General features: G+C 58.9%; 8 protein-coding genes. 2 read left to right on the top strand and 6 right to left on the bottom strand.

Annotation, left to right across the window (positions count from 1 at the left end; translation table 11 throughout):
- The first annotated feature begins 278 nt into the window (after window positions 1-278).
- A complete protein-coding gene (locus tag EKD05_RS12940) occupies window positions 279-1,439 on the top strand; it encodes a glycosyltransferase family 4 protein (RefSeq protein WP_129673349.1) in 1,161 nt (386 codons plus the stop codon).
- Here EKD05_RS12940 and EKD05_RS12935 read toward each other — a convergent pair.
- On the bottom strand, window positions 1,424-2,383 hold the full coding sequence (locus EKD05_RS12935; RefSeq protein WP_129673347.1) for a CPBP family intramembrane glutamic endopeptidase: 960 nt from the start codon (window positions 2,381-2,383) through the stop codon (window positions 1,424-1,426). The genes EKD05_RS12940 and EKD05_RS12935 overlap by 16 nt on opposite strands.
- Before the next feature lie 259 nt (window positions 2,384-2,642).
- Here EKD05_RS12935 and ligA point away from each other — a divergent pair, with 259 nt between their 5' ends.
- Window positions 2,643-4,736, top strand: a complete 2,094-nt coding sequence (gene ligA, locus EKD05_RS12930) for an NAD-dependent DNA ligase LigA (RefSeq protein ID WP_129673345.1) — start codon at window positions 2,643-2,645, stop codon at window positions 4,734-4,736.
- On the opposite strand, the gene EKD05_RS12925 is transcribed toward ligA, so the two are convergent.
- From EKD05_RS12925 to EKD05_RS12905, 5 genes are all read right to left on the bottom strand, one after another.
- Window positions 4,719-6,971, bottom strand: coding sequence for a tetratricopeptide repeat protein (locus tag EKD05_RS12925; protein WP_129673343.1), 2,253 nt, complete (start codon window positions 6,969-6,971; stop codon window positions 4,719-4,721). The two genes, ligA and EKD05_RS12925, sit on opposite strands and share 18 nt — an antisense overlap.
- Before the next feature lie 168 nt (window positions 6,972-7,139).
- Window positions 7,140-8,915 carry a tetratricopeptide repeat protein gene (locus EKD05_RS12920; RefSeq protein WP_129673341.1) on the bottom strand — a complete coding sequence of 592 codons (1,776 nt, stop codon included), beginning with the start codon at window positions 8,913-8,915 and terminating at the stop codon, window positions 7,140-7,142.
- Between the two features lie 13 nt (window positions 8,916-8,928).
- Window positions 8,929-10,143, bottom strand: coding sequence for a glycosyltransferase family 4 protein (locus EKD05_RS12915; RefSeq protein WP_129673339.1), 1,215 nt, complete (start codon window positions 10,141-10,143; stop codon window positions 8,929-8,931).
- A gap of 56 nt (window positions 10,144-10,199) precedes the next feature.
- On the bottom strand, window positions 10,200-11,408 hold the full coding sequence (locus tag EKD05_RS12910) for a class I SAM-dependent rRNA methyltransferase (RefSeq protein ID WP_129673337.1): 1,209 nt from the start codon (window positions 11,406-11,408) through the stop codon (window positions 10,200-10,202).
- Between the two features lies 1 nt (window position 11,409).
- Entirely contained in the window at window positions 11,410-12,651 is a 1,242-nt protein-coding gene (locus tag EKD05_RS12905) for a glucose-1-phosphate adenylyltransferase family protein (RefSeq protein ID WP_129673335.1), read from the bottom strand.
- Window positions 12,652-12,657 lie beyond the last annotated feature (6 nt).

The raw sequence follows: 12,657 nt of genomic DNA, 5'->3' as shown, positions 1-12,657 counted from the left end.
TGGCATAGGGATTGGCTTCGACAAGCTCAGCCAACCGCGGGCGATGGGCGTTGCGAACGGACGGAGCCTGAGCCTGTCGAAGCCTGAGCCTGTCGAAGCCTGAGCCTGTCGAAGCCTGAGCCTGTCGAAGCCTGAGCCTGTCGAAGCCTGAGCCTGTCGAAGCCTGAGCCTGTCGAAGCCCCCGGTGGTATCAGAAAACTTTGTTTAATGAAGGTGCGTCGTTGGCGACGCCGTTAAGCGTATGGCTGGATGAATGGCACATTGAGAGGACGATAGCTATGCAGGCGCGCAGCATTCTCTTGTTGACTGGCGAGTATCCACCGGTACCGGGGGGCGTTGGTGATTATACCCGGTGCCTTGCGCAGGCCCTTGATGCCCGTGGCTATACCGTCACGGTGCTGACCATTGAAGGGGGCTTGCTCGTGCTCTATCGGGTCGCGGAGGGCCATCAGCGCGAAGTCCTGACGGCGGCGGGAACAGGGCTCGACTGGTCGGCCCGCTGCTGGCCTGCCCTCATTGCGGCGCTTGATGTGCTGCGCCCCGACTGGCTGCATATTCAGTATCAGACGGGGGCCTATGGGATGCAAGCCGGCATCAATCTGTTGCCCTGGCGTCTGCGGGGGCTGCGCCCCCGGTTGCGCGTTGCGGTCACCTTTCACGATCTCTTGCGCCCCTACCTGCTGCCCAAAGCTGGCCCGTTGCGCGATTGGGTGCATCATCGGCTCGCGGCTGATGCCGACACAGTCATTGCGACCACCAGTGCCGATGCGCAGGCGCTGGCCCGCTATCGGGCAGCGCATATTCCGCTTGGCTCGAATATGGCGGTTGCGCCGCCGCAGGCTTTCTTGCGTGAAGAGTGGCGTGCGATGCTGGGCATCAGGCCTGATGAATTTGTCGTCGCCTTTTTTGGGTTGCTCTCACCCACCAAAGGGGCGCATCTCATCCTCGATGCCCTCGAAGGATCTGAACTGCCCTGGCGCTTGATCATGATTGGCGGCGCGGCGACGGCGCCCCAGGATGTGACCTATGCTTCGGCGCTGCGCACACGGGTGAGTCAGAAAGAGTTTGCGCGGCGAACTATTCTTACCGGTCATGTCACCAACGAGTTTGTCTCGGCGCACCTGTTGAGTGCTGATTGCATGGCGCTGCCTTTTGCCGATGGGGCCTCGTTCCGCCGGGGAAGCCTGCTGGCGGCGCTTACGCATGGCTGCCCTGTCATTACGACGACCCCAGCCGACGCAGCGACGGCGACCCTGCTGCGCGAAGCGGTGCTCTTTGTGCCGCCTGGCGATGCGCCGGCGCTCGCTGAAGCGTTGCGTCGCCTGGCAAGCGATGCGCCCTTACAGGCCAGCCTGGCTGCGGCAGGGCGGCAGCTGGCAACCAGTTTCGACTGGTCAACCATTGCCGCCCAGCACGATGCGATCTATGCGGCTGCCTGAGTCACCGTGAGTGCTGGTTCTGCTGTCATACGTGCCTCATCGGGCGCATGGCGTACCGGCAGTTGTTTGGTCAGGATCAGCACCCCGATGAAGAGCAGGGGGATGATCCAGCCAGTGACCCCGGTGACGCCAACGAGGGCGGTATCAAAGGTTGTCCCTTCGGCGTGCAGCAAGAAGACAATGCCAGCTGCCCCGTTGAGCGCACCGTGTCCAATCACCGCAGGCCAGACGCTCCCCGTTGCCAGGCGTGTCCAGCCAAGCAGAATGCCCCAGACCGTCGTCATCGCGACCATCATGAGCCAGCCGGTGGCGAGATGATCGGGGTAGTTGTAGCCAAGCAGGATGACCGGGGCATGCCAGAGTCCCCAGATCACCCCGCTGATCAGCAGGGCAGGCCACTGGCCGAGGGGCAAGAGTTGGGGGAGCAGATAGCCGCGCCAGCCCCATTCTTCGCCAAAGGTGAAGAGCCCGTTGAGGATCGGCGCAATCAATACGGTCGCAAGCTGGATCAGCACGATCGTCTGGATCGACATGCCTGCGGGTAGCCCGCCGGCCTGCTCAACATTGGCGGCAAACCCGGAAAATGTCTGTACATCGAGTTGATAGACGCCAAAGAGTGCAGCGACAAAAGGGCTGGCAAAGATCATCAGAGTAATGCCAACCCATGCAAAGAGCCAATACCAGCCCCAGCGGTAGCCTTTGCCCAGGCGCAGACCAGTGGCAGTCCGCATGCCCTCAGGGGGGCGGCTGATCCACCTGGTAACAATCAACGTCGCAAGGGCCGGCGTGAACATCAGAGCCGGCAGGATGAGCCCAACGAGCGGATGCTGCAAGCCTTGTCCACTGAGCCAGAGCGGGCTGACCACAAGCCAGCCGAGGCCGTTGGCGAGCAGAAGAAAGCTCACGATCCCTTTCAGATCAAGCGGGTATTTTGCGGTTTGCATGAGGTAGAGTGTCCCTTCACTTTCAGTTCAGACTAGATGTATCATAGATCATGCAGACGAACAATGGCATCAGTCTTACGCACCAGTTTATCCCCATCCGGGGTATAGGTTTTGGTGTAGACTAGTAGAGCTTTCGCACTATAATAGAGCAGTCCTAGACAATGTGCGGCTGAGGAGTGCTGGCTTTAGCCGGCTAAAGCCAGCACTCCTGTTTACAACCCAGCTAGCAGTGCTATACCAATAACCAGGAAGATCACGTATGACGCTCACAGACGCTCGCCACCGTGTTGAAGAGTTACGCTCGGTGCTTGATGAGGCAAATTATCGTTACTATGTGCTTGACGATCCGACGCTCAGTGATGCGGCGTATGATGCGCTGATGCGTGAGTTACGTGGGCTCGAAGCGAGATATCCTGAGCTTTTGACGCCAACGTCACCGGCCCAGCGTGTCGGTGCGCCGGCGTCGAGCCAGTTTGCCAAGGTGCGCCATCCGCAGTTGATGCTCTCGCTCGAGAATGCAATGAATGAGCAAGAGTTGCACGAGTGGCATGTCAATCGGGTACAGAAGTTGCTTGGCCCTGAGACACCGGTTTCGTTTGTGGTGGAGCCAAAGATTGATGGCTTGGCGCTTGCGCTAACCTATGAGCACGGCCAGTTTGTGCAGGGGGCAACCCGCGGCGATGGCGAGATTGGTGAGGATGTCACTGTGAATCTGCGGACAGTCAGGGGCATCCCGTTGCATCTGCGCGCCCCGGCGAGCGGGACGACCCAACTCTCGTTGCTGGATGAGCCTGGCCAAAGCTGGCCTGATCGTGATGCCCTGGGGCTCCCTTCCGCCATCCCCACGCGGATCGAGGTGCGCGGTGAGATCTATATGCGCACGGCTGATTTTGAGGCGTTGAATGAGCGGTTGGCGAGTCGTCGCGAGAAGCTGTTTGCGAATGCACGCAATGCCGCCGCTGGTTCGTTGCGCCAGAAAGATCCGTCGATCACGGCTGACCGCCCGTTGCGTTTCTTTGCCTATGCCGTTGGCCCCTTTGCGGGGGTCGAACTCACGAGCCAGTGGCAGACCTTGTCGTATTTGCGTCGGCTTGGCTTTCCGGTGAATCAGGATGTGCGCTACTTTGAACACTTTGCCGATGTGGTGACCTATTGCAACGCCTGGATGGAGCGTCGCGATCAGCTGGCGTACGAGGCCGATGGCGTGGTGGTCAAGGTAGATATTTTTGCCCAGCAGCGCGAACTCGGGGTGGTGCAACGCGATCCGCGGTGGGCGATTGCCTTCAAATTTCCGGCCCGCGAGGCGGTGACGCGCTTGCTCAACATTGTGGTCAATGTCGGTCGTACCGGGGTTGTGACGCCGAATGCCGAGCTTGAACCAATTGAGCTTGGCGGGGTCACGGTGCGCAATGCGAGCCTGCACAACGAAGCGTATCTTCGTGAGCGTGATATCCGGCTTGGCGATCAGGTGATGGTCAAACGGGCTGGCGATGTGATTCCGTATGTGGTTGGCCCGGTCACGGCGAGTCGTACCGGCAATGAGCAGGTCTGGGCCTTCCCTGAGGTTTGTCCGGCCTGCGGTACCCCGCTTGAGCGTCTGGAGGGTGAAGCCGCGTGGCGGTGCCCGAATTTTGGCATTTGTCCGGCGCAACTGGTGCGACGGATCGAGCATTTTGTCAGCCGGAGCGCGATGGATATCGTGGGCATTGGCGAGCGCCAGGCCGAGCAGTTTGTGAGCCTCGGCTGGATTCGTGATGTCGCTGACCTCTATAGCCTGACGCCCGAACATTTTGTGGGTGTGGAGGGATATGGAGCGAAGCGGGTCGCGAATCTCTTGCAGGCGATTGAAGCCTCAAAGCAGCGCCCCCTCGAACGGGTCATTGTTGGCCTCGGCATTCGTTTTGTGGGCATGGTTGCCGCGACGACGCTTGCCACCCATTTTGGGAGTCTCGCGGCTTTGATGGCGGCGCAACCGGCTGAGATTGAGGCCATTGAAGGGATGGGGCCGGTGGTTGCCGCCAGCCTGAGCGAGTTCTTTCAGCGCCCTGAAAACCGTGAACTTGTTGACCGGCTGCAGAAAGCCGGGTTGCAACTGACTGGTGAGGCCCCCCGTGAACGTGCCAGCGATAGCCTTGTTGGCAAGACCTTCGTTTTGACCGGCACACTGCCGACGTTGACGCGTGAAGCGGCGGCTGAGTTGATCAAAAACCATGGTGGCAAGGTCAGTGAAAGTGTCAGCAAAAAGACCAGTTATGTGGTTGCTGGGGCGAGTGCCGGCAGCAAACTAAGCCGTGCGCAACAACTCGGCATCCCGATTCTTAGTGAAGAGCAGTTGTTAGCGCTGCTGCTCTAAGACGCGCAGACGTTCGATGACGGCGAGATCTTCACGTAACTGGACATCGTCGGGTTCAATGGCAAGCGCAACGCGCAGGCATTCGCGTGCGTCGTCATAGCGTTGCATCTTGGCATAGACGAACCCGAGCGCACGGCGCATCGTTACATCACGCGGCTCTTCGGCGATAGCTTCTTCCCAGGTTTGGGCCGCCAGGTGCCACATCCCTCGCTTACGGTACTCAAGGCCACGTTGATAGCCCCCTCCCGGCTTGGTCAGACCCGTGCTTGTGATCCGCACCATCCGCGTGAAAAAATCGTCCATGCTGAGCACGCTCAGGATGACACTGAGCACGAGCAGCACGAGCGCCCCGATCCCCCCTGCGAGGGTCGTGAGCATCATGCCCAGCAGCGGGACGAGGATCGCGATGCCACTGAGGGTGGGGGCAAAGATCGCTACCATGACGGCGATGATGCTCAAGAGCAACCCGATGCTATGCGCGATATAGGCCCACGGGCGTCGTTGCCAGAGGCCAGCCATGATGACTAGTGACATGCCTGTTACCAGGATCAGCCCGAGCAGGCTCGCTGGTGACAGCATTGCACCGCTTGCTTCACCACCATTGCCTGGAATGCCAAGCAGGGCGAGCCCACCAAAGAGGCTGATGCCAAGCGCAAATAGCCCATTGATGCCATAGAGTCCGAGCAGGATATTCAACGCCAGCGAACGTTTTGTACGTGGTCGTTTGCGAAGCACAAGATCCTTCTGGCATTGGCGACAGGTTCGGTCAGAAACATATGTTTGTGTACCACAAAATGGGCACGGATCATCAATAATCTTTGGCGCTAAGGGTAACCCAAACGCTCGTTTTTTTGGCGGTGTTTTAGCTACGGATTCTGGCGTTGTTGGCTCAGGTACAGGAGCATCAGCGTCGCTGATTGTTTCGGGGGTCGGGGCGACGTCTCGCAGTTGCTGCACTCTTGCAATGCGCTCATCGATCCTGGGCCACGCACTATCCTCTGGGGTGTCTTGCTCTGAGTCTGCGCCTTGATCCAATGAAGAGGGAGCAAGACTGAGCCAGTCAGAAGCTGCGGCACCTTGCGCTGTCATCGCATCAAGGCTGAGCCACTCAGAAGAATTTGATGGTGCTTCATCCCGAATGGGCTCGGCTCGGTTCGCTATCTCAGATGCACGAGGCTCATCACGGATTGGTTGGGCCTCAAGATGCTCATGGGGCGGCTCCGGCGTGGCGGGCGTGGCTGGTGAGTCAAGATTGAGCCAGTCGGGAAGCGAGTCGTCCGTGCGCTCATGGGGCGGCTCCGGCGCGGCGGGTGTGGCTGGCGGGTCTAGGCTGAGCCAGTCGGGAAGCGAGTCGTCCGTGCGCTCATGGGGCGGCTCCGGCGCGGCGGGCGTGGCCGGTGAGTCAAGATTGAGCCAGTCGGGAAGCGAGTCGTCCGTGCGCTCATGGGGCGGCTCCGGCGCGGCGGGCGTAGCTGGTGAGTCAAGATTGAGCGAGTCGGGCACCGGGACATCCACCGGTACGCGGGGCGGCTCCGGCGTGGCGGGCGTGGCTGGCGGGTCAAGATTGAGCCAGTCGGGCACCGGGACATCCACCGGTACGCGGGGCGGCTCTGGCGCGGCGGGCGTGGCTGGCGGGTCAAGATTGAGCCAGTCGGGCACCGGGACATCCACCGGTACGCGGGACTGTTCATCAAGACCCAGGGGGGTATCAATGGCAAGCCAATCCGGAAGGGCTAGTTCATCCTGCGAGGAGACAGGCATCACTTCTTCGTCGGGTGACCGGGGCGTCAAGCCCTTGTTTGTCGAGAGCGGCGTATTAAGCCAGCGTGCCAGCCGTTCCGAACCTGCGGGGGTATGGGCTTCACGGAAAATGGCAGGATCGGTTGGCAGGGGGACATTGGCAAGCCATTCGGGCAGACCCGGTCGTTGGGAGGGGCGCAGCGTCTTGCTTGCCGGCTTGATGGGCGAAGCAGGAAGCGCTTCATCGGGGGGATAGGTCGCATTGAGGCGCTGGAGATCATGGCGCGCTGCCGCATTCGCCGGATTAAGGGCCAGCACATTTTCGAGACAGGTACGGCGCTCTTCCGGGTTTGCAACTACCTCGGCCAGCCAGAGCCATGCAAGCTCATTGGTTTCATCCGCTTCAACAATCTCTAGAAGCATTGCTTCAGCTTCACGAGCCTGCCCATGGCGGGCTGCCTCAATCGCTTGATTCAACAGATCGGGCATGTTCATTGAGGCACTTCCTCATCTATTGATACCTACTTCAGAGGGGGTGAACGAAGTTTTCCGCCCTCATTGGTCTGTAACTTAAGTTTTCTGTTTTGCTGCCGAAGGGAGTGCCGGCTTCAGTCGGCTAAAGTCGGCACTCCAGAAGACCAGAAAACTTAGGTTACAGACTACTCATTGCGGTCTGGTCATGCTGAAAGGTTCATGCTTCGCCTTGTTCGCCAGACGCGTCACCAGATCAAGATCGCCACGTACCTGTTTATTCTCTGGATCAAGCGCAATGGCTGTTTTGAGGATATCAATAGCTGCATCATAAAGCTTAATTTGGGCATAGGCAAGGCCGAGTGCACGGCGCACCTCTGGATCGCGGGGGTTCTGCATCACAGCACGTTCCCAGGCGTGGGCCGCCATAAACCACATGCCATTATCACGATAGAGCAGACCGAGGTTATAGGCATCGCTACTCGTCATCAAACCTGTGGTGGTCATGCGTACACGCCGTCCAAAAAAATTGCCATAACTGATGAGCGTCAGCGCCACGAGCGTCACAATGAAGCCAAGCCCGCCGAACGATCCGGCTACCTCAGCATGTGCCAGCCCAAGGAGTGGCAGAACATCGCTCATAAAGCTCATCTTGGTGCTGACGAGCATGCCGAGGATGCTCGCAATAACCAGGCCGGTACCAACCACATGCAACAGATAGGCCCAGGCGCGTTTGCGCCACAACCCGATCATGATCCCAAGGGTAAGCGCAGTAAAGAGAAACCTGGCAACCATTGGGATCGTATTGATAACCGGAAGTTCCTGTTCAGCCAAGCCTGCCTGCAGCACAATGATCAGAATTGAGAGCATCGTCAAAACGGCCTGACCAATCACAAGCAAGGTATTAACACTATACATTGCAATCAAAAAATTGAGCGCCACTGAGCGTCGTGTCTCGGGCCGTTCCCGAATCATGAGGTTTGTGTTGCATGATGGACAGGCGCGATCGGTAAGTCGGGTAGTAGCCCCACAAAAAGGACATGGTTCTTCAGCATCTTTTTCTTCCATCGCAGTCTGTCTAGAGGGGATGCTCAAGAACGAAGATGGTGCTGGTAGCAGCACAATCGGGCGATTATCATTCGTCACCGGAGAGGCAGCGGCTGGCGGATGTTCGGACGAGACCGGAGTAGAGACAAAGATATCGTCGACGTGACCGTTCCTTAGACGTGGGGCAAATGGATCTGCTCCAGCGGGCGTCTTTGGTGCGCGAAGTGCCTGGGCCTGCGGCGTAGGCTCGGGTTCTGGATCAGTTGCAACGGGGCCTTGCGGCTCAGGGACAAGGGTCTCTAGCCATGCGGCGAGTTGTTCTTGCTGGCTGGCCAAGGGTGCTGAATGATCACGGGTCGTTCGTTGACCCATTGGTGTTGTCGTAAGTTGCTCGCTCGTCAACCAAGCGGGGAACACCTCGAGCAACTCACGGTCAGGCTGAAAAGGCTGCGTCTCATCGTGGTCGGGGTGAGATAGAGGGCGGGCCTCTCTGGGGTGTGACGGCTCCTCGACCCGAGCGCTGGGAAGGCGTGGCCCCTGATCAACCTGAACTGACTGAGGCGCAAGCTTCTGGTCAACAAGCCAATCAGGCAAGCGCTGATTGACATCAGAGAGCATGAGATCAAGCCATTGAGCCGAGGCGGTATCTGGTTCAGCTTCAATCCAAGGGGGAAGGGCCGTCTTGCCCTGGAGAGCGGCCAGATTGCGCTGGGCATAGGCATTGGCTGGATTGATCATCAAGACATTTTCGAGGCAAATCCGGCGTTCTTCAGGTTCATCAACCAGTTTCGCGAGCCAGAGCCATGCCTGTTCGTTCTGTTCATCGGTCTCAAGCAGGGTGAGGAAGCGTGTTTTCGCTTCATCGATCTGGCCGTCGTGGGCAGCCAGGATGGCCTGCGCGAGGAGTTCAGTATGCTTCATTGCACAATATCCTTTACGTCATAGGCAACTCCTTTCCCCATGACGTTGTATCCCATTCGTTCAAAACCTGCCGATAGACCGCAAAGGTCAGCCATGCAATGCGTGACCAGGTATAAAAGTCGCGGATCTCATTGAGTGCAGCCCCCGCACGCGCACGTGCGATCTCAGGTCGATCGAGGGTCGCAATCACCGCATCAGCCAGCGCACCGGGGTTGTCAGCGGGCACAATCAGGCCGGTAATGCCGTGTTGTACCACTTCGGCGAGGCCACCTGCATCACTGACAATCAGCGGACAGGCATTGGCGAGGGCCTCAAGCGCCACAATCCCAAACGGTTCATAGAGTGACGGAAAGATCGCCAGATCGGCTGCATGATAGAGCCGGTCGCGATCTTCATTCGTAATAAACCCAGCAAAGCGCACGGTCGATCCGATGCCGAGGGCGGCGGCACGGGCCTTCAACGCTTCAAGATAATCACCCGTACCTGCAATGACCAGTCGCGCCAAAAGGCGACGGCTAATAGTGGGCCAGGCATCAAGCAGCGTATGGAGCCCCTTTTCAAAGACAATGCGCCCGACATGAAACACCATTCGTTCATTATCGGCAACATAGCGACGACGAAACTCAAGCCAGTGTTCCGCATCATTAAACGGAGAACGACCGATATTTACCCCATTGGGCACAATATCAATTTTATCGGCAGGGGTCTGAAAATAGTCTTGCACCTGACGGGCCATAAAATGGGAACAGACAATGAGCCGCCATGCCTCGTACGAGAGGTGCCATTCCAGGTCATTGATCCGATGGGCCGCGAGGCTATGGAGGCCGCCACGCCCACGACCTCGTTCCGTCGCGTGAATCGTGGCGACAAGGGGGATCTTCCAGTGATGTTTGAGGACTGTCCCGACGTCGGCGGCCAACCAATCGTGAGCATGGATGAGATCAAAGCGTCCGGCGGAGGGCTGCAACGCGAGCGCCGCCTTGATCAGCAACTGATTGGTATGGGCGACAAAGCCAGGGAAATCAGCCCGCGGCATCTCGGGAACCTCAACCCGATGAATGATAATCCCCTGATCTGTCTCGTTGAGTGACCCCCCACTCAACCGTGGGGCAAGCACCGTGACCTGAACCCCATGAGCGGCAAGGGCAGGTACGAGTTCAGCGACGTGGCGCCCGAGGCCGCCAATGATATAGGGAGGATACTCCCACGCAATCTGGAGCACGTGCATAGCATAGGGAATTATAGCACCCTTGTGTCGGTATCACAAGGCGTGAGCGAACCTTTTCAGGATATAGGCAAGGCGCGAGCCACGACAAACTTCAGGTAACGCCCTTCTGGGAACCCAGCCGGGACGGGATGGTCGAGTGGTTGGCCGGTCTCGTAGAGGATTTGCAGGCGTGTTCGGGTTTGCATCGCCGCTTCGGCGAGCATGTTCCGGAAATGTTCAGGGCTCATCTGGCTGGTACAACTGGCTGAGACCAGCAAGCCTCCGGGTTCAAGGCAGCGGAGGGCCAGACTATTGAGGCGCGTATAGGCTCGTGAGGCTGCGTGTACACTACTCTTCTGGCGGGCGAAACTCGGAGGGTCAAGAATAAGCACCTGGAACAACTGGCGCGTTTTGGCATAGCGATCGAGGAGGGCAAAACAATCTTCGGTAACAAAATGATGGTTTGAGGATGCCATCCCATTGAGGGCGAGATTGGCCTCGGCGGCCTCGGCGAGGCCGTGTCCACTATCGGCACTGACGACCCTGGCGGCCCCACCACGCAGCGCATAGAGTGAGAAGGCCCCGGTATAGGCAAAACAGTTCAAGACCTCGCGCCCACTCGCGAGGGTCTCGACCAGACGGCGATTTTCGCGATGATCGAGAAAGAGCCCGGTCTTCTGCCCACGCAAGAGATTGGCGTAGAGAAAGAGGCCGTGTTCTTGCACCACCAGTTCCTCTGGTGGCATCTCGCCCCAGAGCAGGCGTACTCGATGGGGTTGATCGGGAACCGAGGATGGCTCATCAGTGCCATCCTCTGGCACGCGTTCACGTAACACAATGCCACGCAGGTCACGATCACACGTGAGCAGGGCCGCCACGACGAACGGAACAACCGTCTGGACACTTTCGGCATAGGTTTGGAGCACGACATAATCGCCATAGCGATCGGCGACGAGGCCGGGCAAGCCATCGCCTTCGCCATAGATCCAGCGATAGGCGGTGGTTGCGCTCTGTTCGCGGAGCGGCGCACGCAACGCCCAGGCGTCCCAGACGCGATCGGCGATCCATGCGGCATCGGGGCAAGCCGCGAGGCTAAAGATGCGCAGAGCAATCGCGCTCTGCGCATCCCAGAGGCCATAGGCCAACAGATTGCCACAGCGTACCTGCACCCAGGTACCCGAAGGCAAGCGGTCGCCGCCGCGCACATGATTGCGATAGACCCAGGGATGCCCCTGGGCGAGGCGGCCCCGCAGGCTTGCCTCAACCGTAACCTCAGGTAGATTCATCTCAGAGGGTCGCGCCACTGGGCACCGTGCCGTTTTTGGGAAACGCCTGCGCAGCCAAGCGCGGGCTGATCGCGACATTGCGTCCAATCGTCAGACCTGCGGGGACGTGCGTATGGTTACCAATCAACGTCAGGCCCGTATTCAACCGTTCGGGGGCATGTTGATTCGGCGTCGTCGCATTGCCTTCACCAACAACCGTGCCCTTGCCGATCCGAACCTCCTCATCAATAATGCAGCGATCGACCACCGCTCCTTCGCCGATCCAGGCATCGCCCATAATGACCGAGTCGCGCACCACCGCACCGGGGGCGACATAGACGCCAGGCGACAGCACCGAACGCACGACAGTGCCATAGACACGGGCGCCGTCACTCAAAAGGGCATTTTCGACCTGCGCGGTTGCGCCCAATTCGACGCCGGGGCGATAGGTACTGGCGGTATGGATGACCCACTCGGGATCATAGAGATCGAGCGCGGGCGACTCGGCGAGCAGGGCCATATTCGCCTCATAGAAAGCCTGGAGCGTGCCGACATCAGCCCAGTAACCCTGGAAATGGTAGGCATAGGCATTGCAGCGAGTGACAATGTTGGGCAAAATATGGCGCCCAAAATCATTATCACGGCTATTCTTGAGTAGATCGAGCAGAAACTGCTTACGGAAGACATAGATGCCCATCGAAGCGAGGTTTGACTGCGCGCGGCGGGGCTTTTCCTCAAAGCGATCGACGCGACCATCGCCCCCGACGGCGACAATGCCATAACGACGGGCCTCGTGCGGACTGACACCACGGACAGCCATCGTCACATCGGCCTCACGCTCTTTGTGGAGATCGAGCAACGGACGGTAATCCATCTTGTAGATATGATCGCCGGCGAGCAAGAGCACCGCATCAACCTGTTGATCTTCAATCAGATCGAGATTATAACGAACGGCATCAGCTGTGCCACGTTGCCAACCACCGCCATCGGGGGTAGGGGAAGGATGGAGCACACGGAGCCCGCCGTGGGCGCGGTCGAGATCCCACGGGCGTCCAACGCCGAGGTGAGCGTGGAGTGAACGGGGGCGATACTGAGTGAGCACCCCGACATTATAGATATTCGAATTGATACAATTCGAGAGCGTAAAATCAATAATGCGATACTTGCCCGCGAACGGCACCGCAGCCTCGGTGCGCTCAGCGGTCAAGATCGAAAGCGCGGGCGAGTCACCGCCAGCGAGGATCAGCGCGAGTGTGCGCAGCATAGAGTT

Origin of the sequence: Candidatus Chloroploca sp. Khr17 (genome assembly GCF_004138165.1) — a bacterium.
In the GTDB taxonomy this organism is placed as follows: Bacteria; Chloroflexota; Chloroflexia; order Chloroflexales; family Chloroflexaceae; genus Chloroploca.
The sequence above is the reverse complement of the archived record's forward strand: the minus strand, read 5'-3'. Positions and strand labels throughout refer to the sequence as shown.